This window comes from Streptomyces pactum, assembly GCF_002005225.1.
GTDB lineage: Bacteria > Actinomycetota > Actinomycetes > Streptomycetales > Streptomycetaceae > Streptomyces > Streptomyces pactum_A.
In genome coordinates this window covers 3,750,844-3,776,269 of record NZ_CP019724.1, presented here as the reverse complement: position 1 = coordinate 3,776,269, position 25,426 = coordinate 3,750,844, and the positions used below count along the sequence as shown (strand labels likewise).

At 71.5% G+C, this 25,426-nt stretch carries 27 protein-coding genes and 2 pseudogenes; 21 read left to right on the top strand and 8 right to left on the bottom strand.

What is annotated here, in order from left to right; all coding sequences use genetic code 11:
* Positions 1 to 16 precede the first annotated feature (16 nt).
* From B1H29_RS15675 to B1H29_RS15665, 3 genes are all read left to right on the top strand, one after another.
* Positions 17 to 310: a winged helix-turn-helix domain-containing protein gene (locus B1H29_RS15675; protein WP_055418476.1), complete on the top strand. Its 294-nt coding sequence runs from the start codon at positions 17 to 19 to the stop codon at positions 308 to 310.
* Between the two features lie 61 nt (positions 311 to 371).
* On the top strand, positions 372 to 1,046 hold the full coding sequence (locus B1H29_RS15670; protein ID WP_234393025.1) for a hypothetical protein: 675 nt from the start codon (positions 372 to 374) through the stop codon (positions 1,044 to 1,046).
* A 43-nt stretch (positions 1,047 to 1,089) separates the two neighbouring features.
* Positions 1,090 to 1,620, top strand: coding sequence for a hypothetical protein (locus B1H29_RS15665; RefSeq protein ID WP_234393024.1), 531 nt, complete (start codon positions 1,090 to 1,092; stop codon positions 1,618 to 1,620).
* 193 nt (positions 1,621 to 1,813) lie between these two features.
* Here the strand turns inward: B1H29_RS15665 and B1H29_RS15660 are convergent, their stop codons facing one another.
* A complete protein-coding gene (locus tag B1H29_RS15660; RefSeq protein WP_055418473.1) occupies positions 1,814 to 2,554 on the bottom strand; it encodes a hypothetical protein in 741 nt (246 codons plus the stop codon).
* 69 nt (positions 2,555 to 2,623) lie between these two features.
* Complete coding sequence (locus B1H29_RS15655) at positions 2,624 to 3,646, bottom strand: hypothetical protein (RefSeq protein WP_055418976.1); 1,023 nt, start codon at positions 3,644 to 3,646, stop codon at positions 2,624 to 2,626.
* A gap of 511 nt (positions 3,647 to 4,157) precedes the next feature.
* Here B1H29_RS15655 and B1H29_RS15650 point away from each other — a divergent pair.
* The 11 genes and pseudogenes from B1H29_RS15650 (at position 4,158) to B1H29_RS15600 (ending at position 11,428) form a co-directional block, all read left to right on the top strand.
* Positions 4,158 to 4,874 carry a hypothetical protein gene (locus B1H29_RS15650; RefSeq protein WP_055418472.1) on the top strand — a complete coding sequence of 239 codons (717 nt, stop codon included), beginning with the start codon at positions 4,158 to 4,160 and terminating at the stop codon, positions 4,872 to 4,874.
* An 18-nt stretch (positions 4,875 to 4,892) separates the two neighbouring features.
* Entirely contained in the window at positions 4,893 to 5,750 is an 858-nt protein-coding gene (locus tag B1H29_RS15645) for a hypothetical protein (protein ID WP_055418471.1), read from the top strand.
* Positions 5,747 to 7,054 carry a CpaF family protein gene (locus B1H29_RS15640; protein ID WP_055418470.1) on the top strand — a complete coding sequence of 436 codons (1,308 nt, stop codon included), beginning with the start codon at positions 5,747 to 5,749 and terminating at the stop codon, positions 7,052 to 7,054. Before B1H29_RS15645 ends, B1H29_RS15640 begins: the two co-directional genes overlap by 4 nt.
* Before the next feature lie 14 nt (positions 7,055 to 7,068).
* On the top strand, positions 7,069 to 8,142 hold the full coding sequence (locus B1H29_RS15635; RefSeq protein WP_055418975.1) for a type II secretion system F family protein: 1,074 nt from the start codon (positions 7,069 to 7,071) through the stop codon (positions 8,140 to 8,142).
* Positions 8,139 to 9,059, top strand: a complete 921-nt coding sequence (locus B1H29_RS15630) for a type II secretion system F family protein (RefSeq protein ID WP_055418469.1) — start codon at positions 8,139 to 8,141, stop codon at positions 9,057 to 9,059. The genes B1H29_RS15635 and B1H29_RS15630 overlap by 4 nt, the downstream gene beginning before the upstream one ends.
* A 75-nt stretch (positions 9,060 to 9,134) precedes the next feature.
* Entirely contained in the window at positions 9,135 to 9,386 is a 252-nt protein-coding gene (locus B1H29_RS15625) for a hypothetical protein (RefSeq protein WP_007443864.1), read from the top strand.
* Positions 9,387 to 9,415: 29 nt separating this feature from the next.
* Complete coding sequence (locus B1H29_RS15620; protein WP_055418468.1) at positions 9,416 to 9,877, top strand: TadE family protein; 462 nt, start codon at positions 9,416 to 9,418, stop codon at positions 9,875 to 9,877.
* A complete protein-coding gene (locus tag B1H29_RS15615; protein ID WP_055418467.1) occupies positions 9,878 to 10,315 on the top strand; it encodes a TadE/TadG family type IV pilus assembly protein in 438 nt (145 codons plus the stop codon).
* Between the two features lie 41 nt (positions 10,316 to 10,356).
* Positions 10,357 to 10,773 (top strand): pilus assembly protein TadG-related protein, encoded by a 417-nt coding sequence (locus B1H29_RS15610; protein ID WP_409350915.1) that lies wholly within the window; start codon positions 10,357 to 10,359, stop codon positions 10,771 to 10,773.
* A gap of 24 nt (positions 10,774 to 10,797) precedes the next feature.
* Positions 10,798 to 11,037 (top strand): annotated as a pseudogene (locus tag B1H29_RS39350) (ATP-binding protein); the annotation flags it as partial.
* Between the two features lie 145 nt (positions 11,038 to 11,182).
* Positions 11,183 to 11,428: a hypothetical protein gene (locus B1H29_RS15600; protein ID WP_234393023.1), complete on the top strand. Its 246-nt coding sequence runs from the start codon at positions 11,183 to 11,185 to the stop codon at positions 11,426 to 11,428.
* Here the strand turns inward: B1H29_RS15600 and B1H29_RS15595 are convergent.
* Together B1H29_RS15595 and B1H29_RS15590 are read right to left on the bottom strand one after the other, a co-directional pair.
* On the bottom strand, positions 11,418 to 12,440 hold the full coding sequence (locus tag B1H29_RS15595; RefSeq protein ID WP_079160241.1) for a hypothetical protein: 1,023 nt from the start codon (positions 12,438 to 12,440) through the stop codon (positions 11,418 to 11,420). The two genes, B1H29_RS15600 and B1H29_RS15595, sit on opposite strands and share 11 nt — an antisense overlap.
* 23 nt (positions 12,441 to 12,463) lie before the next feature.
* Positions 12,464 to 13,123: a hypothetical protein gene (locus B1H29_RS15590; RefSeq protein WP_055418464.1), complete on the bottom strand. Its 660-nt coding sequence runs from the start codon at positions 13,121 to 13,123 to the stop codon at positions 12,464 to 12,466.
* A gap of 312 nt (positions 13,124 to 13,435) precedes the next feature.
* Between B1H29_RS15590 and B1H29_RS15585 the strand changes: the two genes are divergently transcribed.
* From B1H29_RS15585 to B1H29_RS15565, 5 genes are all read left to right on the top strand, one after another.
* A complete protein-coding gene (locus B1H29_RS15585; protein WP_055418463.1) occupies positions 13,436 to 16,420 on the top strand; it encodes a BTAD domain-containing putative transcriptional regulator in 2,985 nt (994 codons plus the stop codon).
* Positions 16,417 to 17,157 carry a prepilin peptidase gene (locus tag B1H29_RS15580; protein ID WP_055418462.1) on the top strand — a complete coding sequence of 247 codons (741 nt, stop codon included), beginning with the start codon at positions 16,417 to 16,419 and terminating at the stop codon, positions 17,155 to 17,157. Before B1H29_RS15585 ends, B1H29_RS15580 begins: the two co-directional genes overlap by 4 nt.
* A 78-nt stretch (positions 17,158 to 17,235) precedes the next feature.
* Positions 17,236 to 18,435 carry a cyclic dehypoxanthinyl futalosine synthase gene (gene mqnC / locus B1H29_RS15575; RefSeq protein ID WP_055418461.1) on the top strand — a complete coding sequence of 400 codons (1,200 nt, stop codon included), beginning with the start codon at positions 17,236 to 17,238 and terminating at the stop codon, positions 18,433 to 18,435.
* Between the two features lie 7 nt (positions 18,436 to 18,442).
* Positions 18,443 to 18,892, top strand: a complete 450-nt coding sequence (locus B1H29_RS15570) for an imidazolonepropionase-like domain-containing protein (RefSeq protein ID WP_055418460.1) — start codon at positions 18,443 to 18,445, stop codon at positions 18,890 to 18,892.
* 379 nt (positions 18,893 to 19,271) lie between these two features.
* Entirely contained in the window at positions 19,272 to 19,967 is a 696-nt protein-coding gene (locus B1H29_RS15565) for a demethylmenaquinone methyltransferase (protein WP_055418459.1), read from the top strand.
* 89 nt (positions 19,968 to 20,056) lie between these two features.
* Here the strand turns inward: B1H29_RS15565 and B1H29_RS39345 are convergent.
* Both B1H29_RS39345 and B1H29_RS15555 read right to left on the bottom strand, forming a co-directional pair.
* Positions 20,057 to 20,321 (bottom strand): annotated as a pseudogene (locus tag B1H29_RS39345) (PASTA domain protein); the annotation flags it as partial.
* A 148-nt stretch (positions 20,322 to 20,469) separates the two neighbouring features.
* Positions 20,470 to 20,985 (bottom strand): GNAT family N-acetyltransferase, encoded by a 516-nt coding sequence (locus tag B1H29_RS15555; protein WP_055418458.1) that lies wholly within the window; start codon positions 20,983 to 20,985, stop codon positions 20,470 to 20,472.
* A gap of 99 nt (positions 20,986 to 21,084) precedes the next feature.
* Between B1H29_RS15555 and B1H29_RS15550 the strand changes: the two genes are divergently transcribed.
* Complete coding sequence (locus B1H29_RS15550; RefSeq protein WP_055418973.1) at positions 21,085 to 22,368, top strand: geranylgeranyl reductase family protein; 1,284 nt, start codon at positions 21,085 to 21,087, stop codon at positions 22,366 to 22,368.
* A 16-nt stretch (positions 22,369 to 22,384) separates the two neighbouring features.
* Here the strand turns inward: B1H29_RS15550 and def are convergent, their stop codons facing one another.
* Complete coding sequence (def, locus tag B1H29_RS15545; RefSeq protein WP_055418457.1) at positions 22,385 to 23,041, bottom strand: peptide deformylase; 657 nt, start codon at positions 23,039 to 23,041, stop codon at positions 22,385 to 22,387.
* 429 nt (positions 23,042 to 23,470) lie between these two features.
* Positions 23,471 to 24,313: a C40 family peptidase gene (locus B1H29_RS15540; protein ID WP_063787497.1), complete on the bottom strand. Its 843-nt coding sequence runs from the start codon at positions 24,311 to 24,313 to the stop codon at positions 23,471 to 23,473.
* Positions 24,314 to 25,064: 751 nt separating this feature from the next.
* Between B1H29_RS15540 and B1H29_RS15535 the strand changes: the two genes are divergently transcribed.
* On the top strand, positions 25,065 to 25,424 hold the full coding sequence (locus tag B1H29_RS15535; RefSeq protein WP_003974383.1) for an NADH-quinone oxidoreductase subunit A: 360 nt from the start codon (positions 25,065 to 25,067) through the stop codon (positions 25,422 to 25,424).
* Positions 25,425 to 25,426: the final 2 nt, after the last annotated feature.

The following is a 25,426-nucleotide window of genomic DNA, read 5'->3' as shown; positions in this document are numbered from 1 at the left end:
TTTTACGGTGACTGGTATGGCAGCAGACACGGGCGACTCGCCGATCGACCCCAACAAGATCGCGTACGTCTATATGCAGGTGGCCGACCACATCGCTGCCCGTATCGCGTCGGGTGAGCTGAGGCCCGGAGCGCGGTTGCCGGGCGAACGAGACCTCGGCCAGGAGTATGAGGTCGCCTACCTCACCGCTCGTCGCGCTGTCCGCGAACTCCGCGAACGCGGCCTCGTCGTCACCCTCCCCGCCAAGGGCACCTTCGTCGCGTACCCGCCGGAAGCCGGCCAGGTGGCGGACGACGACGCCGAGGCGTAGGTCCGGCGGGCGCGTAGCTCACGGGCGTTCGCGGCCGCGCCGTGCTCGTTAGGGTGGGCGCGTGGCAGACGACATATCCGGGGTGGGGGCCGCTGTTCGGCCGGAGCGGGGTGGCGGTACGGGCGTGTGGTGGCGGGCCGACTGGGTTCGGTGGCTGCTGTTCAGTCTGGTGTGTGCCGGCGGTTCGCTGGGGCTCTCCTGGCTGGGGCCCGTGGTGCCGCTTCCGTCTGTGCTGCGGGGCGCAGGGCTCCTGCTCGCCGTCCTGGTGCTTCCGCTGGCCTCGCTGCTGGTCCCGGTGCTCGTGTTGCGGCGGGTGCCGCGCAAGAAGAGGAAGCTCGCATGGCAGCTCACCGTGCCCCTGATGGCGGGGATGGCCATGGGATTTTTCGGCACCGACGCCGGTGATCAGGTCGCGCTGGCGAACCGGGGTGAGTGGACCGACGCAGTGGTCGTACGCATGGATGACAGCGGTACCAACCACTGCGACCTGCGCTCGGTCGACGGGTGGGCGATATCCCCCTCGCTCTCGGAGGGCGACGGCTGCGAGGACTGGGTGTCGAAGGGCGACAAGCTGCGCGTGCGCTACGACCCGGAAGGTCTCGCCAGTCCGACCGAGGACCGGGACAGCGACTCGAACGGAGTGTTCCTCGCGACGCTCTTCGGGGCGGCCGTCGTGATGGGCACGTGGGGTGGCGTTCGGCAGAGCAGGTGGGACCGGGAGTATGACGGAAGGTGAGCGGGGGCCGACGGGGGTGAAGGCGCGTGGTGATGGGCTCCGGGTGAGGGACGGGGTCGGGCTTCTGTCGATCGTCGTGTTGGTCGGGGCCGTGCTCGTCTTCACCATCGGGGGCACGAGGTGGTTCGCGCGCGCGAGTGCTCCGGTCTTCTACGACCTGCCCGGAGGGTCCTGGGCAGCCGGGGGCGCTCTCGGACTGGTCAGCGTCCTCGGGTGGGCCGGGGCGGTGTCGGACTGGCTCCACCGTCCTTCCGCGGTACGCACGGGCAGGCTGCCGCGGGTGGCTCGTACGATCGCCCGTGGTGTCTGCTGGGTGGCTGCGATCGGGCCGGTCCCGTTCCTCTTCAGCGGCCTGCAGGGCAAGAACTGCCACTCGTACGAATCGGGTTGTGCCTACATCCCGGGGGCCGGACCCGCGCTCCTCTCGTACGTCGGCTGTGTGGCTCTCCTGGGATGGCTCTGTTACCGGTGGCGCGGTGCCGTCGCGGAGGAGCACCGGGCCCGGGAGCGGGAGCGGCTGCGGAAGCTCCGAGAGAAGGGCAAGGGGAAGAGCCGCGCCGCCCGGCAGCGGTAGGCGGGCCCGCCGGCCTCAGGCCAACGCACCCTTCGGCGACTCCACCGTCTGGAACCGCACCCACCGCCCCAGCCGTTCACTCCGTCCCGCCACCACGAACACCGCGAACGGCGCCGGAATCCCCAACACCGCGACCTCTCCGCCTCGGGCTGGGGGCGCGCACGGCTTCGCTACGGTGATACCACCCGCTTGCTCACCCCAACTTCCCGTTCTGCGCCTTCACCACCGCCGCCGGCAGCTTCGCGTCGCTCGGCCTGGCGTTGGCGATGGCGCTGCCGTCGACCGAGAAGTACACGGCGAGGACGTCACCGCTGCGTACGGCCTGGGTGTGCACGGTGTGCGTGGCGCCCCGGAAGGTCAGCGTGGAGCGGAACGCGAGGGACTCGTCGCCGGCCGCCGCCACGGGCTTCTCGGCGGTCACCGAGTCGTAGGCGCTCGTGTTCTCGTCCGACTCGGCCGTGAAGCCGCCACCGCAGGCGTCCACCGCCTTCGACAGACCGGACGTCGCGGACTCGGCGCCGCCGGACTCGTACGCCGTGAGCGTCACGTACGTGAACGCGCCGATGTTCGCCCCGCCGCTGTCGATGACGCGCGTGAGGTCGGCCCGCGGTTCGCCGAGGGGGAGTTGGTTCATGGCCAGGGCCAGCGGGGTGCAGACGGGCTTGTCCACCGTGACCTCCTTAGCCGACTTGGCGAAGACGAACTCGTCGCCGGGCTCCGTGACCTTCCTGTCGCCGGGGACGTCCGACTCCGTGATGGCGATCCGCTTCAGCCGTTCCTCCGGCGTCGTCTGCTTCTCCTGCCGTTCCCGCGACGCGGTCGCCGTCGGCTCGTCCGCGGCCGAGTCCGAACCGGCGTCCCCGCCGCAGGCGGTGAGCGCGGCCAGGGAGAGCAGGGAGAGGGCGCAGAGGGCTGCCGTGGTGGGCCGGTTCATGGGGCTCCTCGTGGTGTGGGGGAGGGAGTGGGGGTGGGCGGCTGGTGGGTGGGGGCTTGCGGTGCGCGGCTAGGCTTCGTCCACCAGTTTTCGCAGTTCCGGGGAGAGCTCCGGCACCTGGGCCCCGGCCGCCTGTGCCGCCGCGACGGCCCTGACGTAGGCCAGCGCCTCCTGTCGCAACCGCTCCTTCTCGCCGCCCTGGCGGCTGCCCACCAGCCAGACGTACAGGGCCAGGGGCACGAGGACGAGAGCGCCGTAGCCGACCGGTTCGTCCGAGGTGGCGGCCCACATCGTGCCGGCCGCGCCCAGCAGGACCAGCAGGCAGCCCGCCTCGTCGTGCCATCCGCCCTCGTCGGCCATCGTCTCGTACGACCTGACGGCCTCGGGTTTCGGCGGTGCGGCGACGGCGGGGACGGCGGGGACGGCGGCGCCCACCTCCACCGCCGGCTCCCCCGGGAGCGCGTCCCCCGACGGTGCCCCGCCCGACGGTGCCCCGCCCGACGGTGCCCCGCCCGACGGTGGCTCGGCCGGCGGTGCCCCGGCCGGCGGTGCCCCGGGCGGCGACGGTTCGGCCGGCGACGGACCGTCCGGGAGCGGTTGGGCCGGCGGGTACGACGGAATCGGCGCCGCGCCCTTCCCGCCGCCGGTCGACGAACGGCCCTCCAGCCACGCCGGTACGTGCGTCAGCGCGATGCCGTGCGCGCGGGCCACGCCCAGGATCTCGCGGTAGCCGGCCAGGGCGTCGTGCGTCAGCGCCCGCTTCCAACGGGTGCGCGTGTGCACGGCGAGCGCCGTACCGACGACGACGAGACAGCCCGCGGCGCCGAGCGCGGCGAAGAGGCGGTCGGTCAGCGCCGGGACCATCGGGACGACGCACGGCAGGAGCAGACCCGCCGTCAGCGCCAGCACCCCCAGCCACGCCGCGGGCCGGCGCTGCTCCGCCTCCATGGCCCGGCGCCGCTCCGCGAGCAGCGCGGTCACCGCGGCGTCGTCGGTGTAGTCGACGCCGTGCCGTGCGCCCACGGCACGGACCGCCTCCAGGGCTCTGGGGTCGGAGGCCAGCGCCGCCCCGTTCACCGGAAGAAGGTCCATCAGGGTCCCCCGTGTCGTCCTCGTGTCGTCCTCGTGCCGCCCCCGGTCACTGATCCGAGCGAAGATCATGGCACGGCCGGCCCGCTCCCTCGTGAGTGAATCGTGCAGGCATCATGGCCGCACCGTGACGAACGGCACGCGGGCGGTGTCCGGTGGCGCCGACGGTGGATTCGCACGCGCACAGTTGGTGCGGCGTGACCTGAAGCGCTCGCCAAAAGGGTTGTGCGGACGTGAAGTTGCAGATGAGTAATCGTGTGCGGGTGGGGTTCAAGGGGGCGGGCACGCCTTGAGGGGCTTATGTGCGGCTGATACGGTGCGATGGCTTGACACTCGCCTCACTGCTGGTTATTCGCCCAGGTCGGGCGGGTGCGTCAGGGGTTGTCCCGAGACGCCACGGGTCGGGTGGGCACGCGTGAAGTGTCCGAATGTGCCAATGACTTCGACCGCTTGAGCGGTAAGTGCTCAAGCGGTCCATGACAGACGATTTCTTGGGTGTACGGGGAGCGGTTGCGTGAAGATCCAGGAGCGTACGGGGGCGGGCGCGGGACGTTCCGCGGCTCCGGCTCAGCCGTCGGTCGGTGACCGGCTTCCCAGCCCTCCTCGCGAGCGCAAACCGGCGCTGGCCGCGCTGGCGGTGCTGCTGATCCTGCTGGGCGCGCTGGGCGCCACGACGCTGGTGCTGCGGGTCGGGGACCGGGTGGAGGTCATTCAACTGACCGGTCAGGTTCCGGCCGGCTCGTCGATCACCGACGACAAGATCAAGCCGGTGATGGTGAGTGACGACTCCGGAGCCAAGTTCGTGCCGTGGTCGCAGCGGGAGTCCCTGAAGAAGCTCCAGGCCAAGTCCACCCTGTACTCCGGCACGGTGGTCGTGGGCCAGATGTTCGGCGGCAAGGCCGGCATGGAGCAGGGCAAGGCGTACGTAGGTCTGGCGCTCAAGGAAGGCCAGTACTACGAGGACATCAAGAACGGTGACGCCGTAGCGGCCTACCGGGTCGGTTCCGACGTCTCCAGCGGCTCGTCCGACGAGGACTCCTCGTCGTCCTCCTCCGGTAACGCGCTCATCGCGAACGCCCGGGTGGCGAGCGTCAAGGAGAACGGTGGCGACGCCACCGTCAGTACCGGCAACAAGTCCGTCACCCTCCTCGCCGACGAGGCCGACGCCGCCGCCCTCGCCTCGGCGGCCGCGGCCGGCGAGCTCGCCGTCGTGCGCGTTCCCGGCAAGTAGAAGGCGACCGAAGCAGCCATGGCCCTCATCGCCCTCGCCGCCGACAAGGGTTCCCCCGGCGTCACCACCGCGGCCGTCGCCCTCGCGGCGGTCTGGCCGCGCCGCGTCCTGCTCGCCGAGACCGATCCGGCGGGCGGCGACCTGGTGTACCGGTCCGCCGCAGCGCACGGCGGCCCGCTCAACCCCAACACCGGCATGCTGTCGATCGCCGCCACCGCGCGGCGCGGCCTCGTGCCCGACCAGCTCTGGGACCACGTGCAGCCGCTCAGCGGCGGCCTCGAAGTCCTCGTGGGACTCGGCAGCTCCGAGCAGGCCGCCGGCCTCACGGGCCTGTGGCCCACCCTGGGCCGGGCCTTCGCCTCGCTCGCCGAGTCCCCGAACGCGCCCGCCGACGTCATCGCCGACTGCGGCCGCGTCAGCGGGGACACCCCGGCCGCGGAGCTCTTCCCGCACGCCGCCCTGGTGCTGCTGGTCTCCCGCACCGAGCCGGAGGCCATCGCCCGCGTGCGCGACCGTGCCGCCGCTCTGTCCGCCAAGCTGCACGGCGGCCCGCGCGGCGCCGCGAGCCTCGGCATGCCGATGATCGGCGTCGTCCTGGTCGCCGACACGAACAACGCCGCGAAGCTCTCCGGGCAGGTCAACGACATGCTCGTGCACGCCCAGACCGGCGCCCGCGTGGTCGGCACGATCGCCGACGACCCGGCCGGCGCCGACCAGTTGGCCGGACGCAAGCGCGGGCGGCTGGACAAGTCGCTGCTCATCCGCTCCGCCCGCAAGGTCACCTCGGACCTGTACCAGCAGTTCGGCGCCGCCTGGTCCATGCCCACCGGACCCGCCGGCGCCGACCTGACCGGCCACGCGGGGGCCGGCCGATGACCGCTGTCGACCACTCGTTGGTCAAGCGGTTCCGGCAGGACGCCGGCGACCGCATCTCCGAGCAGCGCCGCCAGGACCAGGTCAGCGGCGTCACGCCGATGTCCAACGAGGACGAGCGGCAGTACGCGCGCGCCGTCATCGCGCAGATCCTGGAGGAGTACGCCCGCGCCGAGATCAACGCCGGGCGTACGCCGCTGGACGCGGAGACGGAGGAGCAGTACGCCGCCGCGGTGCACGCCGCGCTGTTCGGCGTCGGGCGGCTCCAGCCGCTCCTCGACGACCCCGAGGTCGAGAACATCGACATCAACGGCTGCGACCACGTCTTCGTCGGCTACTCCGACGGGCGCGAGGAGCGCGGCGAACCGGTCGCCGAGACCGACGAGGAGCTCATCGAGCTGATCCAGATCCTCGGCGCCTACTCGGGTCTGTCCTCCCGCCCCTTCGACTCCGCCAACCCGCAGCTCGACCTCAGGCTGCCGGACGGTTCGCGTCTGTCGGCGGTCATGGACGTCGCCCGGCGCCCGGCGCTGTCCATCCGCCGAGCGCGCATGGGCAAGGTCTTCATCTCCGACCTGGTCGGCAACGGCACCCTCGCCCCCGAGCTCGGCCACTTCCTGGCCTGCGCGGTGCGCGCCCGCAAGAACATCATGATCGCCGGCGCGACGAACGCCGGCAAGACGACGCTGCTGCGCGCGCTCGCCAACGAGATCCCCCCGCACGAGCGGCTGATCACGGTGGAGCGGGCCCTGGAGCTCGGCCTCGACACCTTCCCCGACCTCCACCCCAACGTGGTGGCGTTCGAGGAGCGGCTGCCCAACTCCGAGGGCCAGGGCACGATCAGCATGGCGGAACTCGTCCGCCGTTCCCTCCGTATGAACCCCTCCCGCGTCATCGTCGGTGAGGTGCTCGGCGACGAGATCGTGACCATGCTGAACGCGATGTCGCAGGGCAACGACGGCTCGCTGTCCACGATCCACGCCAACAGCTCGCACGAGGTCTTCAACCGCATCTCGACGTACGCCCTCCAGGCCACGGAACGGCTGCCGATCGAGGCCAGCCAGATGCTGGTCGCCGGCGCCGTCAACTTCGTCGTCTTCATCCAGCGGCGCAACAACTTCCAGAGCGGCGGTCGCCTCCAGCGCGTGGTCACCTCGGTCCGTGAGGTCAACGGCGTCGACGGACGCGTGCTGTCCAGCGAGGTCTTCGCCGAAGCGCCCGACGGCCGGGTCGTACCGCACGCCCCCATAGCCTGCCTGGAGGAACTCATCGCCTACGGCTACCGGCCCAACGGAACGTGGGGGTGATGGACATGACGAACATGTCGGACACCACCACGCACGCCGCCGCCGTGCCCCTCGCGGCGCTGGACTCCCTCGGCTCCATGGGCGGCCTCTTCTCCACCACGGTCCTGTACGCGCTCGGCTGCGGCGTCGCCGTCGGCGGCGGACTCGCCCTCTTCCTGGTCGCCGTACGCGGACTGCCCGCCAAGCCCGAGCACGAGAAGCGCCAGGCCAGCGAGCGGGCAAGCGAACTGATCCGCTGGGCGGGCCGGCGCGGCTCCCTCGCGGCCATCGTCGGCCTCGTCGTCCTGCTCCTCACCCGCTGGGCGGTGCTGGGCATCGCGGCCGGCATCCTCGTCTTCTTCTGGGACCGCCTCTTCGGCGGCGCCGCCGAGGAGCGCGCCGCCATGAAGCGGGTGGAGGCCCTCGCCTCCTGGACGGAGTCGCTGCGCGACACCATCGCGGGCGCGGTCGGCCTGGAGCAGGCCATCCCGGCCTCGGCCCGCGCCGCCGCCCCGGTCCTGCGCCCGCACCTGGACGCCCTGGTCGACCGGCTGCGCTCCCGCACGCCGCTGCCCGACGCGCTCCAGCACCTCGCCGACGAGATCGACGACGCGTCCGCCGACATCATCGTCGCGGCGCTCATCCTCAACGCGCGACTGCGCGGCCCGGGTCTGCGCCAGGTCCTCGGCGCGCTCGCCAAGTCGGCGCGCGAGGAGGTCGACATGCGCCAGCGCGTCATGGCGCAGCGCGCCTCGACCCGCCGCTCGGTCCAGATCGTCGTGGCGGTCTCGGTCCTCTTCGTCCTCGGCCTGTCCATCTTCAACCGGGACTTCGTCGAACCGTACGGCTCGCCCGTCGGCCAGCTCGTCCTGGCCTGCGTGTGCGGCCTGTTCGCGCTGGGCTTCTGGTGGATGCGCAAGCTGTCGACCATCGAGACGCCCGACCGCTTCCTGGTCCGGGACGGCTCCGACATCCAGTTCGTGCGCCCCCGCACACCGGGTCAGCAGGGCCAGCCGGGTCAGGCGGGTCAGGCGGGTCAGCCCGTGCAGCGGCTGCCGCAACCGTCACAGCCGTCGCCGGCGTCTGGTGACGAGGGGGTACGACGATGAACCTGACAATGCCGGTACTGGTCGGCGCCGTCATCGGCCTGGGCGTCTACGCCCTGGTCCGCGCCCTGATGCCGAGCAGGCAGAGCCCGGTCCAGCAGGTCGCGCGGATCGACGCGATGCGGGCACGCGGGGCCGCGTACGAGTCGGCCCGCGTGGCGAAGGACACCGGCCGCATCGGCTCGCTGCGCGCCCAGGTCGGCGCACGTGTCGCCGAGCTGTACATGCAGCAGGGCTGGGAGCTGCGCTCGCTGCGCGCGGATCTGGCGGTGCTGGACCGCAGTTGGGAGAAGTTCCTGGCGACGAAGGCGCTGCTGGGCGTGGGCGGCCTGTTCTTCGGTCCGTTCCTGTTCGCCATCGTCTGGACGCTGGGCTTCGGCGACAGCCCGATCATCCCGGTCTGGCTGGCCCTGCTCTGCGCGGCGCTCTTCTTCTTCCTCCCCGACCTGGAGGTACGCCGGGACGCGGCCGAAAAGCGCCGTGACCTGCGACGCGTGATCGGCGCGTACCTGGACCTGGTGTCCATGAGCCTGGCCGGCGGTCGCGGGCTGCCCGAGGCCCTGATGGCGGCGGCGGAGGTGTCGGACGGCTGGGCGACCCACCGCATCCGCAACGCCCTGTCCGACGCGCGCATCACGGGCATCAGCCAGTGGCAGGCGCTGGGGCAGCTCGGTGAGGACCTCGGCGTCGAAGAACTCAAGGACCTCTCCGCCTCGCTCGCCCTGGTCGCGGACGACGGCGCCAAGGTCCGCGAGTCCCTTTCCTCCCGCGCCGAGACCATGCGGCACCGCGAACTCGCCGAGATCGAGGGCAGCGCGGGTGAGAAGTCCCAGTCGATGCTCGTGGCCCAGCTCCTGCTGTGCGCCGGGTTCCTGGTGTTCCTGATCTATCCGGCGGCGATGCGGGTGTTTCAGGTGTGACGCAGCTTTCTCAGCTTCGCTTCAGCAGCTCCGAGCCGCTTCGCTCCCAGAACTGATACGAGAGGACAACTCACCATGAACGGACGGAACTTCCGCACCGGCATCCCGGCCGTGGACTTCCTGGTCACCTTCCTGCAGGGCCGCGTGGAGCGGGCCCGCTCCGGCGAGCTGGACCGCGGCGCGTCCGCGGTGGAGTGGGTCATCATCTCGGCGGTCGTCGTCGCGATCGTCGGCGTGGTGGCCGCCATCATCAGCCAGGCGCTGGACAAGGGCGCCACCAAGGTCGGCGAGTGCATCGAGGGCGCCGACGCGAGCGGCACCTGCTGACCGGACTCGGACGTACGGGGTACACGAGGATGCCGGCAAGCGTGCTCAGACGGGTGCGCCGCAGGGTGGAGGCCGCACGCGCGGCGGCGGCCACCCGCGGCGATGCGGGCATGACCGCGATCGAGTTCGTGTTTCTCACGCCGATCCTGTTCTTCATGATCTTCGCGACGGTGCAGTTCGGGCTGTACTTCTTCGCGGACCACGTCGCCCAGGCCGCCGCCCAGGCGGGCGCGAGAAAGGCCCGTGCCACGGCGCACGACCAGCCCGGCGCGTGGCGGGGCGAGGCGCGGGACGTGGTCGACAGCTACATCCGCCAACTCGGTCCGCAGCTCGTGGTGTCGCCGGACGTGACCATGCTCCAGCCGGAGCAGGACACGGTCGGCGTGGAGATCACGGCCCGCATCCCGACGGTGTTCCCGGGGCTCGACCTGACGGTGCACGCGCAGTCGGTGGGGCCGGTGGAGCGGTTCGTCCAGGAGGGGGAGAACTAGGTGGGCATCTCCCGCACGGCAACCGCCCGGCTGCGGCACGCCGACGACAGGGACCGGGGCCTGTCCACCATCGAGGTGGTGATCCTGGCACCGGTGATGATCCTCTTCATCCTGGTCCTGGTGGGCTTCGGCCAGTTGGTCGACGGCCGCGGCGCCCTCGACGGGGCGGCCCGGGACGCGGCCCGCGCGGGCTCGATCCAGAAGGACCACGGCACGGCCATGGCCGAGGCGAGGAAGGCGGCGCGGGCCAACCTGGAGGGCGTCTGCTCCGGCCCGGTCACCGTCGTCCAGAAGAGCGCGGGCTTCGAACCCGACACGCTCTTCACGGTGGAGGTGAGCTGCGAGGTGCGGGGCCTGGCGATGATCGGCCTGGACCTCCCCGCGACACTGTCGGCGAGCTTCAGCTCCCCGCTGGACCCGTACCGGAGGACGGCGTGAGATCTCCCGCCCGGGTGTGGCTCGCGGACCGGCGGGCGCGGATGGACGACCGCGGTTCGGGTGCCGGCGCGGTCATCATCTTCGCCCTGGTCTTCCTCGCCCTCTCCGCCTTCGTCATCGACGGCGGCATGTCCATCTCCAAGCGCGAACGCGCCGCCGACATCGCCGAACAGGCCGCCCGCTACGCCGCCCAGGACATCGACCGCGAGGCCCTCTACGACGACGTGGGCGGCCCGGCCCCCATCAACCACGAGAACTGCGACGCGCGGGTCAAGGCCTTCGCCGCGGAGATGGACATGACCGGCCCGGACATCGCCGCGACGCACTGCGTGGCGGCCGACGCCGAGCAGGTGCAGGTCGAGGTCCGGCTCACCTACTCCCCCGTCTTCACGGGGATGTTCTACGGCGGCGACGTGGTCGTCCACGGTCAGGCGGTGGCGGAGAACGAGGTGGGCTGACCCGACGCCACCCGGCCTCTCGGGCACACCAAGGGCCCTGCCGCGCTCCGGGTGCGGTGGGCCGCCGGCGTGCTGCGGATCGGGGCGTGGGACGCCGACCCGGAACCGCCCGAGCCGCCGGGGAGGGCGGAGGCGCTCGTCGATGCGGAGGAGGGGCGGGGGCTCGCGCTCGTGCGGGCGTGCGCGGACGTGTGGGGGTGGCAACCGCTGGCCAGGGGCGGGAACCGGGGCAAGTACGTGTGGTGTGACCTTGTCGCGGCGTAGCGCGTTGACCGCGTCGTACAGGAGGGAGAACTGATGGTCGGCTCGTCGCAGGAGGTGCTGCATGCGGTCGCGTATCAGGACGTGCTGCGTGGTCCATTCCCGGAGCCGCGTTTCTACTCGTTCGCGGAGGGTGGGGGTGGGGTTTGTGCCTAGAAAGATTCGCTACTTCTTCGACAACCCGGTGGCTGAGCAGGTGCGCGAGGAGGGCCGGGTGGAGGGGCGGATCGAGGCACGTGCCGCGATGGCGCTCCGCATCCTGGAGTGGCGGGACATTCCCGTGTGCTTCGCTCTGCGTGAGCGCGTGCTCGACTGCTACGACCTCGACCAGCTCGAAGTCCTGGCCCGGCGCGCGATGACGGTGGAGCGGGCCGAGGATCTGTTCAGCGGTTGATGGACTGGATCTCCTGGACTTCCATGTCCTGCGTCGTCTCGAAGGTGCCGTCCGGCAGGTCGCCCGCGGCTCCGCCGTTGCCCTCCCAGGAGATCTCCCAGGTGACCGACGCCTTCAGATGGTACGGCTCGCCGTTCGACGCGCGGAGGTAGCGGATGCCGCAGGGCGGGGTCTCGTCGGCCTTGCCCTTCGTGTACGGCGTGCCGATGGAGCCGTCGGCGTTGATCTCGCAGTCGCCGGAGGCGGGGAAGGTCTCCGCGTCGTCCGTGCCGGGTTCCAGGTGGAGGGCGACGGGCTTCGCGGTCGTCTCGGCCCACAGGCCCGTATTGGGCAGTTCGGCGCGGACCTTGACCTCCTTGAAGGTGCCCTTGTCCAGCCAGACCCAGGTGGGGAGGTTGACGGTGGACTTGGTTGCCGGTTTGGCCTCGATCTCGGTCGCGGGGACCTCGACCTTGTCGTAGGCGTACTCGGCGAGGATCTCCGGGGTCGGAGCGTTCGGCACATCGGGGATCTCGCCGGCGTCCTGCCAGAACATGAGCCTGTTGCAGAGGGACGTGTCGTCGAGAGCGGAGAGGCTCGGGGCGACTCCGCGCCAGAAGAATCCCTTCTCCCCAAGGTTGTAGTCCTTGTAGCCCTGTACGGACGCTGGGGTGCCGAAGTAGTTGGGCGCGTCCTTGCCGTCCTTGAAGTGGTCGGTCCACAGCTTGGATCCGTACCACCCCTGGCGGAGGCTGACGTCACCGCCACCGTCGTTCTCCGTGAAGTCCTTCAGCTGTTCGGGCGTGAACACGGGCTCGTACCAGCAGGGCGGCGGCTCCCAGTCGACATCGGTCGACGCCAGGTTGCCCCGCTGGCCGCCGGTAGGGCCGCCCACTTGAGTGATCTTGATGCTCGTGTGCTGGGCCGAGGCGGTCAGTTCGCTGCCCTCGGCTTCGCCTCTCGTGCCGGAGCCGCCGAAGGCGTGTGCGGGAGCGGAACAGCAGAGTGCCGTGACCAGCGACGCTGTGATCACGGACAGCCCCTTGTGGCGAGCCCTCACTTCGCGCACTCGCCCCTCTCCGAGCGGACGGAAGCGTTCTGCCACACGCCTTGGCTGCTTTTCCTGAGCGTGACCAGGTAATACACCTCGGGATCCATGTCCGCGGGATTCCCTTCGACCTTGCCGGTCTTCCGGTGCTTGGTGTAGGCCTCACTCTCGTCCGTGCAGTAACCGAGAGACGCCGTCGTGCCGCCGTCGAGCACGGTGACCCTGGGGTCGAAGACCGGGAGCTTGCCGATCACCGTCACGTTCTTGTCCGTGTACGACTTGATCCACTTCTTGCTCTGGGAGCGGCCGGAATCGGTGTCGTAGAAGGCAACGGCTGCGCTGTCGGGGTCGTTGGCGATGATCGCGGCGTACCCTGCCCGGAGTTCTTCCTTGGCGTCGTTGAGCACGGCCTGTTGTTGAGCATCGCTGCTCGTCCAGTCTTCGAAGGTCAGTTGGAAGCTACCGGGAAGCTTGATCACCGGCCGCTCGACGCCGGGCGGCGTCGATGAGGACGCCGAAGCCGACGGAGCGGAACTGCTCGCCCCCGCCCCCGCCCCCTCGATGTCGTCCGGCGCCGAGTCGTCGCCGCCTCCGCCGCAGGCGGTCAGCAGCAGGGCCGCTGTCGCGGTGAAGGTGGCGGCGGTGATCGTGAGGGCGCTGCGGGCCACGGTTGGTTCCCCCCGGGGTACGGCGTGTGCGACAGGGAACGAACTATCAGGGCGAGGTGCAGGGGCCCTGGGCGGTTTCTGAGGATTGTGTGGGGGGTGTGAATGGGGGCCGGCGTGTGGTCGACGTCATGGGGCAAAGGCCGTAAAGGGGGCCGGGGTTGCGATCGGGTCTCGTGGTGGGCCTTCGACGGTGTCGGTGTGAGTCCATAAGATCTCTGTAGGCTCAGCACACCCCTCATACCGGACGCTCCAGCCGCCCTCCACATACGTCCGCATACGCCCACACACGACACACGACCCGGGAAACCCGCCATGCCTCGACGCCGCACCACCAGCTCGTCAAGCTCGACGGGAAGTTCGCCGGCTCCGAGGAACCGGACGCCCCAACCGGTGCGGGTGCGGCGGCGGTCGTTCGGGGACTTCGTCAAGGCGTTCCTCGCCTTCGTGGTGCTGCTCGTGCTCGTCGTCGGGGTGCCCCTGGCGCTGGCCACGCAGATCGGCTGGCCCCTGCCGGACGGCGTGCCCGGCCTCGACTGGCTGCAGCGCGAGATCACCGTCCACACCTTCCTGAGCATCCTGACCGTCGTCGTCTGGTTCGCGTGGGCGCAGTTCACCGCCTGCGTGCTGGTCGAGGTCAAGGCCGCGCTGTCCGGTGTCGGGGTGCCGGGGCGGGTGCCGGGGTCCGGGCCCAGTCAGTTGCTCGCCCGGCAGCTCGTCGCCGCGCTGCTGCTCGTCGGCGCCACCGCGGCCAGCCTTACCCCGGGGCTGTCGCAGCTCGGGCAGAGCATCGAGGGCAACCAGAAGCCGTCCGTCGCCGCCGCCCAGCAGACGCCGGGGCTCTTCGCCCAGCAGCAGGAGCAGGCCGCCGGCACCGCGAACGCCCTCGCCGAGCAGGCCGGACAGGCCGCGGCCCGCGCCGACGGCGCCGCCGCCGCGCACGGCGACACGAAGTACTACCGGATCCAGCCGCCCGAGGGACGCCACCACGACTCCCTCTGGGAGATCGCCGACCGGCACCTCGGTGACGGACGCCGGTACAAGGAGATCTTCGAGCTCAACAAGGACCGTGTGCAGCCGGACGGGTCCAAGCTGTCCGAGGCCAGCCTCATCCGGCCCGGGTGGATCATGGAGATGCCCGGCGACGCCCGCGGCGGCGAGCTCGTCGAGATGCCCGACGCGGCACCGAACGTCTCCGAGCAGGTGCAGCAGCAGATCAGCGACTACGCGCAGACCGGTGACCACGCGCAGGGGAGCGGCGGAGCCCAGGGCGGCGGCGCGGGCGCCGGTGACGCCCGGGTCTCCCTCCCCGAGCAGCGGCCCGCGCCCACCCCGGCGACGCCCGCCACCCCGGCCCCGGCCCCCAGCACCGGCCAGGAACACGCCGCCCCCACCGCGGCGGTCGGACACTCCTTCGGGCTCCCCGAGGCACTCCTCGCCGCGCCCCTCCTCGCCGCCGGTCTCCTCGGCGCCCTCGGCCGCAGGCGCCGGCAGGCCTTGTGGCAGTCGGCGCTCGGCAACGTCGGCGGACGGCGCGGCATGGAGCCGCCCACGCCGACCGGCGACGCCCAGGACGCGCAGGACGCGTTGCTCGTCGGCGCCGACCCCGAGGGCGTACGCCTGCTGGACCGGTCGCTGCGCGGGCTGGCCGCAGCCCTCGCCGCCGAGTCGCGGCCGCTGCCCGTCGTGTACGCGGCCTGGATGAGCAGCAACGGCGACCTGCACCTGCAGCTCGCCCAGCCGGCCGGGAAGCCGCCCACGCCCTGGCAGCACGGGCAGGACCAGACCTTCTGGATGCTGGCCCGCGCCGACGCCGAGGGGTACGAGGACGCCGACACGGCCGCGCCGTACCCGGGGCTGGTCAGCCTCGGAACCATGGACGACTCCCGGCTGCTGCTCAACCTGGAGGCGGTGCCCGGCATCGTCTCGCTCAGCGGCACGGAGGCCGACCGGGCCGCCGTGTTCGCGTCGGTCGCCGCCGAACTGGCCACCAACGGCTGGTCGGACCGTATGACCATCACGCTCGTCGGGTTCGGGGACGACCTCACGCCCCTCGCGCCCAACCGGATCCGCCACCTCGACGGGTTCGAGGACCTCTTCGAGACCATGTCCGCCGAGACCCGGCAGCGGCGCGGCGCGCTCGGCGCGGCCGGGCACGACTCCGTGCTCACCGGCCGCACCGGGCCCGCCCAGCACACGCGTTGGGCGCCGCACCTCGTGCTGCTCGCCGCCCAGCCGTCCGACGAGGACGCCCTCAGGCTCGCCGAACTCGCCGCCGACGCCGCCCGCCTCGGCATCGGCTACCTCGTCGGCACCGAGGGCGCCGACCTGCCGGGCGCCGCCTGGGAGATGGAGATCACCGGCGAGGGGAAGCTGCTCGCCCCGCTCCTCGGGCTGGAGCTGGAGGCCCAGTTGCTGCCGGTCGCCCAGCAGCGGGCCGTCGTCGAGCTGTTCACCGACGCCGACCCCGAGCGCGGGCCCGGCGGACCGGCCAACACCCCGCCGTTCCTCGTCGACGTCAGCGAGCAGGGGCGGCCCGCGGTGTACGCCCGTCTCGTCGGGTCGTACGAGATCATCGGCCTGGACGCGCCCGACGGCGAGCGCAGCGCCCAGCTCCACGAGGCCCTCGCGCTGCTCCTGCTGCACCGCGAGGGCGTCCACCCGCGTGTGCTGGCCTCCGCGCTGTGGCCGCGCGGCGTGACGGCGGACGTGCGTGACGCGCTCCTCGAGCGGCTGCGGGCCTGGCTGGGCACCGACCCCGACGGCAGCGCACGACTGCGTACGGACGCGGGCGGACGGCTCACCCTCGCCAAGTCCGTCGTCTCCGACCTGGACGTGCTGCGCTCCCTCTACTACGAGGCCACGCAGGGCCGGGGCGTCGGCAGCCGCCAGGTGCGCGGGCGGCTGCTCACCGACGCGCTGGTGCTGGTGCGCGGGCCGCTGCTCGCCGACCGGCCCGAGGGCCGCTACCGCTGGCTCACCCACGAGATCATCGACGCCCAGCTCCCACTGCTCGTGGCGGACACCGGCCTCGCGCTCTGCGAGTTCCACCTGGAGAAGAACCGGGCGGAGAAGGCCATCGAGGCACTGAACGCGGCGCTGCGCACCGCACCCGCCGACGAGCGCCTGTGGCACGAGCTGCTGCGCGCCACGCACGCCACCGACGACGCCGGCCGGCTCCACGCGCTCGCCGCCGACCTCATCGGCCGCAGCGGGGCGCGCGGTCTGCCGCCGCGCACCGAGGCACTGCTCGACGAACTGCTGCCGACCTGGCGCGACGGCGTCGCCGCCGCGGGATGAACATCGAGCTTCTGATCGTCCTGGTCGCCGCGGTCTGGGGCGCGGCGGCCGGCGTGCTGCTGCCCCGCGCGGCCTACCGCTTCTCCGCCCCCTCGGGGGAGCCGTGGCGCGAGCGGTGCCCGGGCGGCGCGCATCCCGTCCGGGGCTGGCTCGGGCGGGCCCGGTGCGGGCGGTGCGAGGCCGGGGCGTCCTCCTACGGCCCCCGCACCGCCGTACTCGCCACCGTCACCGCCTTCGTCTGCGCCGCGCTCGCCGCGGCCACCGGGACCCGCCCCGAGGTGGCGGTCTGGCTGCTGCTCGCCCCGGCCGGCGTGCTCCTCGCCGTCGTCGACCTCCGGGTGCGGCGGCTGCCCGACCCCCTCACCCTGCCCCTCGCGGGCGCCGCCCTCGGCCTCCTCGGCCTCACCGCCCTCGTGCCCGAGCACGCCGGGGAGTGGACCACCGCCCTGCTGGGCGCCCTCGCCCTCGGCGCCGGCTACCTCGTGCTGTTCCTCATCAACCCGGCCGGCATGGGCTTCGGTGACGTGAAGCTCGCGCTGGGCGCCGGTGCGGTCCTCGGCTGGTACGGGTGGCCGACGGTGATGCTCGGCACCTTCGCCGGGTTCCTGCTCGGCGCGCTCTACGGCGGTGCCCTCGTCGTCGCCCGGCGGGCGGGGCGCAAGACGGCCATCCCGTTCGGGCCGTTCCTGATCGCGGGCGCCTTCCTCGGTGTGCTCGCGGGGGCCTACGCGGCCTGAGGATCACCGGCCCGAAGGGCTGGCGTAGGCTGGGCGGGTCCGTCCACAACCCTTACGAACTCTGCGAAAGGGACGCCGGTGACCGAGAAGGCCGACCTTCAGCCCATCCTCGACCGCGCCGCCGCCGGTGGGCGGATCACCCCCGAAGAGGCGCTCGGCCTCTACCGCGACGCCCCGCTGCACGCGCTGGGCGCCGCCGCCGACGCCGTACGCAGGCGCAGGTACGCCGGTACCGAGCACATCGCCACGTACATCATCGAGCGCAACATCAACTACACGAACGTGTGCGTCACGGCGTGCAGGTTCTGCGCCTTCTACGCCGCGCCCAAGGACACCGCCAAGGGCTGGACCCGCGACCTCGACGACATCCTGCGCCGCTGCGCGGAGACCGTCGAGCTGGGCGGCACGCAGATCATGTTCCAGGGCGGCCACCACCCGGACTACGGCGTCGAGTACTACGAGAAGCACTTCGCCGCCATCAAGAAGGAGTTCCCCGAGCTCGTCATCCACAGCCTGGGGGCGAGCGAGGTCGAGCACATGGCCCGGATCTCGAAGGTGTCGGTCGAGGAGGCCATCACCCGGATCCACCGGGCCGGGCTCGACTCCTTCGCCGGCGCCGGTGCCGAATTGCTGCCCGAGCGCCCGCGCAAGGCCATCGCGCCGCTGAAGGAGTCCGGCGAGCGCTGGCTGGAGATCATGGAGATCGCGCACCGGCTGGGTGTCGAGTCGACCTCCACCATGCTCATGGGCACCGGCGAGACCAACGCCGAGCGCATCGAGCACCTGCGGATGATCCGGGACGTGCAGGACCGCACCGGCGGCTTCCGCGCCTTCATCCCGTACACCTACCAGCCCGAGAACAACCACCTGAAGGGCCGCACGCAGGCCACGCTCTTCGAGTACCTGCGGATGATCGCCATCGCCCGGCTGTTCATGGACAACGTCGCCCACATCCAGGGCTCCTGGCTGACGACCGGCAAGGAGGTCGGCCAGCTCTCCCTGCACTACGGCGCCGACGACCTCGGCTCGATCATGCTGGAGGAGAACGTGGTGTCGTCGGCCGGCGCCAAGCACCGGTCCAACCGGCTGGAGATCATCGACCTGATCCGCAAGGCGGGACGCGTACCGGCGCAGCGCGCCACGACGTACGAGCACCTCGTCGTGCACGACGACCCGGCGAACGACCCCGTCGACGAGCGCGTCGTGTCCCACATCTCGTCCACGGCCATCGAGGGCGGCACGGCCCATCCGGAACTGAAGCTGCTCGCTTCCAACTGACGCCGCCGTGCTGACGATTCACGCCGCGGCGGAGGTCCGGTACGTCTGGGACGATCCGGAACCGGTCAAGGACGGTGCCGTCGCCGTCGAGGGCGTCCGGATCGCCGCCGTGGGGCCGCTCGCCGAGCTGGCGGAGCGGTTCCCGGCGGCGCGGGTGCGGCGCTGGCCCGGTGTGCTCGGGCCCGCGCGGGTCCACGAGGGCCCGTTGCCCCACGCCCCCACGCCGCGCGAGCGGATCCACGCCGTGCTGAAACTGGGCGCGGTGGCCGTCCTCGAGGAGCACGCCGGCTCACCCGCACTGCGGGCGGCGGCCGAGCGCAACGACGTCGTGGTGCTCGCCCGCACCCGCCCCACCGCCCTCGTCGAGCTCGGCCGGGCCGACCTCGCCGTCCTCGACGACGACGGCGTGTGCGTCGCCACCGTGTGCGCGGGACGCCTGGTGCACCGTCGCCGCTGAACGCGGTCACCCGTCAGCCCCCGAACGCCGCCCCGAACGCCCCCGCCTCCTGCGTCACACCGCTGCAGTCGGTCGCCGCGTCGTCCGTGTCCGCGTCGAGGTGCTCGACGGTGGGCCGATCCTCACCTTCCGCGGCGGCCAGGCCACCACCGTGTCCGGGACGGAGATGGTGGCGGCCAGGCCACCGTCTCCGTCCCGGACAAGACGATCGCCCTGACCTTCGACGACGGCCCGAACCCCACCTGGACGCCGCAGGTGCCTGATCGCGGCGTTCGTGCCGCTGTTCGGGTGGTGGAGGACGTCGCCGCGCGGAGGAGGCCGCGCCCGCTGCCGTGAGCCCGTCCGCGCCGGGAGGAGGGCGGGCTGCAACAATGGGCCCGTGACCCGCGCTTCCCTGAACAAGCAGCCGCACGAAGTCGCCTCCATGTTCGACCACGTCGCGGAACGGTACGACCTGACGAACGCCGTGCTGTCGCTCGGCCAGGACCGGGCGTGGCGCAAGGAGGTCGCCAGAGCCGTCGACGCCCGCCCCGCGCAGAAGGTCCTGGACCTGGCGGCCGGCACCGCGACCTCCTCCCTGCCCTTCGCCCGCACCGGGGCCTACGTCGTCCCCTGCGACTTCTCCCTCGGCATGCTCCGGGTGGGCAAGGAGCGGCACCCGTGGCTGCCGTTCACCGCGGGCGACGGGATGCGGCTGCCGTTCAAGGACGACGTCTTCGACGCGGTCACCATCTCCTTCGGGCTGCGCAACGTGCAGGACACCGACGCCGCGCTGCGCGAGATGTACCGGGTGACGCGGCCCGGCGGCCGGGTCGTCATCTGCGAGTTCTCGCACCCGACGTGGACGCCCTTCCGGACCGTCTACACCGAGTACCTGATGCGCGCCCTGCCGCCGGTGGCCCGCGCGGTGTCGTCCAACCCCGACGCGTACGTCTACCTCGCCGAGTCCATCCGCGCCTGGCCCGACCAGCCGGCGCTCGCGGAGCGGCTGGGCAAGGCGGGCTGGTCCAGGGTGGCGTACCGGAACCTGACGGGCGGCGTGGTGGCGCTGCACCGGGGGTTCAAGCAGGGCTGAGGCGGTTCAGGGAGAACTGAGGACCGCACAGCGGGGCGGCCCGCCCTCGCTCGGCTCACCAGGTTCACCACATCCACCCCAGGTCCACCAGGCTCCCCCGGCTCGGCCGGCTCCCGCCGGAGTCCGCCGCGGGGCGGGTCCGGCACGCGTGGCTCTCGGATGCCCCGCCGCCCTCGCCCTCCCCGAAGCCGAACCACACGTACACCGTCGACGTCGGGGGCACGTGCGCGCCGGGCCGCGGATACCGGCGTACGACGTGGTCGACGACGGCGAGGCGGAGGTCCGGCCGGTCCGGTCCGGCGCGTGCAGGGACAGGCCCTGCGCCCGAGCGGCCTCCCGCGCGGCCACGGCCATCGGGCCGGCCGGGCGCGGTACGCGTGCGTCGGACTTCCCGGGCACCAGGCGCACGGACGTCACCCCCCGGCGGCACCCGGCAGCGTAGCTCCGCGGGGCACCGCCGAGAAGCGGCAAGTGACTTACTGTGACAGTCGGTTACTTTCCGTCATGTCTGCTGTAGTGGAAGCCGGTAGCAGTGCCCCCGCTGCCGCGAGACCGGGGTCGTGAAGACCTCGTCGAGCCGCATGCCCAGCCGCTCCGTGACCGCGATGGACCGGGCGTTGCGCGCGTTGACCATCGCCACCACCTCCGCCACACCCGCCGCCCGCACCCGCTCCAGGGTCTGCCGGGCCGCCGCCGTCACGTACCCCTTGCCCCAGTGCGCCCGCCCGAGGCGCCAGCCGATCTCGATGTCGCCCTTGGGGCCCCAGTCCTGCGGCCACGGCTGGGCGCCGGTGAAGCCGATGACCCGGTCGTCCTCGTCCACCATGGTCCACAGGCAGAAGCCGTGCTCGGCGTCGTGGCGGCGCTGGCGGGCGGTGAGTTCCTCGTAGACGGACAGCTCCGCGGACCTCCCACCGTGGAACTCCATGACGTCCGGGTCGTCGAAGACGCGGTGCCAGGCGACGGCGTCCTCGTCGGTGGGGACGCGCAACCGTACAACGGGGAGAGCTCGGTTCACTGGGCAGCCCTTCAGCCGGGTGATCGGTGACGCTGAATAGACTGCCCATGTCCAGTGCCCGTCGGCACGCAGATTTTCGAACTCTGGGGAGATCCCGCCGTGACCGAGCCCCTCTCCGACAACACCGCCGATGTGATCGTCGTGGGCGCGGGGCCAGCCGGCTCCACGACCGCGTACCACCTGGCCAAGGCCGGGCTCGACGTCCTCCTGCTGGAGAAGACCGCCTTTCCCCGGGAGAAGGTCTGCGGTGACGGCCTGACCCCGCGCGCGGTCAAGCAGCTCGTCGCCATGGGCATCGACATCTCCGAAGAGGCCGGCTGGCTGCGCAACAAGGGCCTGCGCATCATCGGCGGCGGCTCCCGCCTCCAGTTGGACTGGCCGGATCTGGCCTCCTTCCCGGACTACGGACTCGTCCGCAAGCGCGACGACTTCGACGACCAGCTCGCCCGGCAGGCCCAGAAGGCCGGCGCGCGCCTGTACGAGCGCTGCAACGTCGGCGCCCCCGTCGTGGACGACCGCACCGGCCGCATCACCGGCGTGCACGCCAAACTGGGGGAGGACAAGCGCGAGGTCACCTTCCACGCGCCGCTGGTCGTGGCCGCCGACGGCAACTCCACGCGACTGTCCCTGGCGATGGGCCTGCACCGCCGCGAGGACCGTCCGATGGGCGTCGCCGTCCGCACGTACTTCACCTCGCCCCGCCACGACGACGACTACCTGGAGTCCTGGCTGGAACTCTGGGACCGCCGTGGGCCCCAGGACCGCCTCCTGCCGGGCTACGGCTGGATCTTCGGCATGGGTGACGGCACCTCGAACGTCGGCCTGGGCGTGCTGAACACTTCCAACTCCTTCAAGGAGATCGACTGGCGCGAGATCCTCAAGGCCTGGTGCGCCTCCATGCCCCAGGACTGGGGCTACACCCCGGACAACATGACCGGCCCGATCCGCGGTGCCGCCCTGCCCATGGCCTTCAACCGCCAGCCCCACTACACCAAGGGCCTGCTGCTCGTCGGCGACGCCGGCGGCCTGGTGAACCCCTTCAACGGCGAGGGCATCGCCTACGCCATGGAGTCCGGCCAGATCGCCGCCGACGTCATCGTCCAGGCCCACGCGCGGGCCACGCCGGCTCAGCGCGAGATCGCCCTGCAGCGCTACCCGCGCGTCCTGAAGGACACCTACGGCGGCTACTACACGCTGGGCCGCGCCTTCGTGAAGCTCATCGGCAATCCGAAGGTCATGCAGATCGCGACCCAGCGCGGCCTCACCCACCCCGTCCTGATGAAGTTCACCCTCAAGATGCTCGCCAACCTGACGGACCCGACGGGCGGCGACGCGATGGACCGCATCATCAACGGACTGAGCAAGGTCGCGCCTAAGGCGTGACGGCCGGCGGCTCCGGTCAGGCCCGGGACCCCGTGAGGCCGCCCGAGTCCTCCTCGAGGGCCCGGGCGTTGGCGGACCGGCGCGCGAAGACCTCCGCGCGCCGGTCCGCCGACTGCCGCAGCGCCGCCTTGCGGTCGCGCGCGGAGAGCCGGTCCAGGTAGACGTACCCGTTCACATGGTCGGTCTCGTGGGCGAGGCAGCGCGCGAAATAGCCGTTGCCCTCGACGACGAGCGGCTCGCCGTCCTTGTCCAGGCCCCGCACGACGGCCCGGTCGGGGCGCGGTACGGCCATGGTGGCTCCCGGTACGGACAGACACCCCTCGCCCTCGTCGAGCAGCCGCCGCGCGGCCGGCTCGAGGTGTTCCAGCACCGGGTTGACGATGTGTCCGACATGTCGGACACCGTCATCGTCCGGGCAGTCGTACACGAACAGGCGCAGGCCGACGCCCACCTGATTCGCCGCCAGCCCGGCTCCCTCGGCGACGTACATCGTGCGGAACATGTCGTCGATCAGCGCGGCGAGGTCGGGCCCGAACTCGGTGACGTCCCGGCACGGCTTGTGCAGCACCTCTTCACCGACCTCGGTGACCCGCCGCACCGACCCGCGCCGGGCCTCGGGCGCGAGCGGGGGGTAGACGGCGGTGGGCCGCCCCTGTACGAACACACTGGGCATGACGTTCTCTCCTTCGGCTCGGCGCGGGCCGGCGGGGACCGGCCCGCGCCGAGCATGCCAGGAGGCGCGGGGACCCGCGAGAGCCCGGCACGCGAGGCCCGGAGCGCCGCGGGGGCGGGAGTGGGGCGGGGCCGCGGGCGCCACGGGGGGCCGGTGGGGCCGACTGAGGGAGTCGCGAGGCGGCATCAGCGTGGTGGGAGCCCCAGGCGCCGGAGCGCGGGCAGGAGTCCGGAAAACGTCAGGAGACCGGGGCGCGGCAGAAGTCCGGAAACGTCAGGAGACCGGAGCGCGGCAGAAGTCCGGAAACGTCAGGAGACCGGGGCGGCAGAAGTCCGCAGCACGCAAGAGCCGGAAGGGGCGCGACCGCCGAGCGGCCGCGCCCCTTCGGGCGGATGTATCTGCTTTGTGCGTGGTGTCCGCGTGCCTGGACTAGAGCACGCGCACCGCGCCGCTCGGCGGGTCGTACGACAGCGACGCCTTGACGACGCCGGTGGAGGAGTTCTGCGCGCCGACGAACATGCCGTCGCCGACGTACACACCCACGTGGTACGCGCTGCCCGCGCCACCCCAGTACAGGATGTCGCCCGGCTGGAGGTTGCTCAGCCCCACCTGGGTGCCGGCGGTCGACTGGGCCTGGGAGACGCGCGGCAGGTCGACGCCGACCGACTTGAAGGCGGCCTGCACCAGGCCGGAGCAGTCCCAGGAGTTGGGGCCGGTGCCGCCGGAGACGTAGGCGTCGCCGACCTGGGACTGAACGAAGGCGACGACCGCGGCGGCCGAGCCGGTGGCCGTGGACGTGTTGCTGGTGACGCTGCTGTCCGAGCCGGTGGAGCTGTCGGAGGACCCGGTGTCCGCCGAAGCGCTCAGAGTGGCGCGCTCGGCGCTGCGCGAGGCACGTTCGGCGGCCGCCTTGCGCGCGGCCTCCTCGGCCTTCTTCTTCTCCTCCGCGGCCTTCTTCTTGGCCTCGGCGAGGTCCGCCTTGGCCTCCTTGGCGGCCTTCGCGGCGGCCGCGTCACGCTCGGCCTGCAGCTCGTAGCTCGCGGCCGCCTGCTGCGTGACGTCCGCGGACTGGGCGACCTGAGCGGCCAGGTCGGCCGTCAGGGTGGGCAGTTCAAGGGTCTGCGTCACCGGTTCGGCCGCGTTGGCCGAACCCGACGCCCCGGCCACTGCCAGGGTGCTGAGGACGCCACCGGCAACTCCGGCCCGCATCGCGATGGTCGACGCGCTGCGGCGGGGCTTCCGGTGGCTGCGTATGTGAGCGGTGTGGGACATAGGGACAACCGGTATCAGGAGCTCCTCCATACCTTCAAGAAACGTGTGCTGCGCCACAGTTGTTCAATCGGGTCCCGAATCCCGGGCGTGTCGCTCCTTATTGACGCCCTAACGGACATTGCGGGCGGCCCGTAACCGGCCTGTGATCACGGACTTTGATCGTTACGCCCGAATTGCCCCGTGCTTACCACTTGTTGGGACAGTTGGCCAAGCCCGGTTCTCAGACGTCTCTCATGAATGTGGCGCAGGTCACGGAACGGTTACCCGTCCGGTCGCGTCCGTGGCGCGCGACGGGTCCTGAGTGCTCGTGAACGCGTGCACGTGTCCACATCGCACCCCGACGCTCCCTCTCATGTGTGAACGCGCCCTCTATCAAGGGTTCGCGTCCGACACCAATTTGCATGCAAGGGAACCATCTTGATATTGAGACGCCGCCTCCCACATCCTCTGGCCAGCGGCGACGAACGAAAATGTCACCTCTGGTGATCACCTGAACGCTTCTTGTGTGAAGATCACTGCTCATCCGACTTCATGATCGTTCGTCAGGTGGTAGAGATCACAAAGCTTGTGCAATACCCCGTGTCGCAGATCACAGAGCGGCGGGCATAGGATGCGAGGCAGTTGGGCTTGTGACCTGCTTCACATGTTCGCGATCTTCGCCGGGACGAGCGGGGCTCGTGGGGCTGTCGGGGCGGTGGTGAGTCCGATGCAACCGCCAGCAGTCAGTGCCGACTGAGAGGAGCGAGGAGCGGTGAACGCGTATGCGCCCATCCTCGTACTGGGAGCCCTCGGGGCAGGCTTTGCGATCTTCTCCGTGGTCATGGCCACGCTGATCGGTCCGAAGCGGTACAACCGGGCGAAGCTCGAGGCCTACGAGTGCGGCATCGAGCCGACCCCCACGCCGGCCGGCGGCGGGCGCTTCCCCATCAAGTACTACCTGACGGCGATGCTCTTCATCATCTTCGATATCGAGATCGTCTTCCTCTACCCCTGGGCCGTCACCTTCGACGCCCTGGGGATTTTCGGGCTCGTGGAGATGCTGCTCTTCGTGCTCACCGTCTTCGTCGCGTACGCGTACGTATGGCGGCGCGGCGGCCTGGAATGGGACTGAGG

Coding starts and splice junctions, on each gene's coding strand:
- B1H29_RS15675 (WP_055418476.1), top strand. CDS start 17: ATGGCAGCAGACACGGGCGACTCGCCGATCGACCCCAACAAGATCGCG.
- B1H29_RS15660 (WP_055418473.1), bottom strand. CDS start 2,554: ATGAACCGGCCCACCACGGCAGCCCTCTGCGCCCTCTCCCTGCTCTCC.
- B1H29_RS15655 (WP_055418976.1), bottom strand. CDS start 3,646: ATGGACCTTCTTCCGGTGAACGGGGCGGCGCTGGCCTCCGACCCCAGA.
- B1H29_RS15645 (WP_055418471.1), top strand. CDS start 4,893: ATGGCCCTCATCGCCCTCGCCGCCGACAAGGGTTCCCCCGGCGTCACC.
- B1H29_RS15640 (WP_055418470.1), top strand. CDS start 5,747: ATGACCGCTGTCGACCACTCGTTGGTCAAGCGGTTCCGGCAGGACGCC.
- B1H29_RS15635 (WP_055418975.1), top strand. CDS start 7,069: ATGTCGGACACCACCACGCACGCCGCCGCCGTGCCCCTCGCGGCGCTG.
- B1H29_RS15630 (WP_055418469.1), top strand. CDS start 8,139: ATGAACCTGACAATGCCGGTACTGGTCGGCGCCGTCATCGGCCTGGGC.
- B1H29_RS15625 (WP_007443864.1), top strand. CDS start 9,135: ATGAACGGACGGAACTTCCGCACCGGCATCCCGGCCGTGGACTTCCTG.
- B1H29_RS15620 (WP_055418468.1), top strand. CDS start 9,416: ATGCCGGCAAGCGTGCTCAGACGGGTGCGCCGCAGGGTGGAGGCCGCA.
- B1H29_RS15610 (WP_409350915.1), top strand. CDS start 10,357: ATGGACGACCGCGGTTCGGGTGCCGGCGCGGTCATCATCTTCGCCCTG.
- B1H29_RS15585 (WP_055418463.1), top strand. CDS start 13,436: ATGCCTCGACGCCGCACCACCAGCTCGTCAAGCTCGACGGGAAGTTCG.
- B1H29_RS15580 (WP_055418462.1), top strand. CDS start 16,417: ATGAACATCGAGCTTCTGATCGTCCTGGTCGCCGCGGTCTGGGGCGCG.
- def (WP_055418457.1), bottom strand. CDS start 23,041: ATGCCCAGTGTGTTCGTACAGGGGCGGCCCACCGCCGTCTACCCCCCG.
- B1H29_RS15540 (WP_063787497.1), bottom strand. CDS start 24,313: ATGTCCCACACCGCTCACATACGCAGCCACCGGAAGCCCCGCCGCAGC.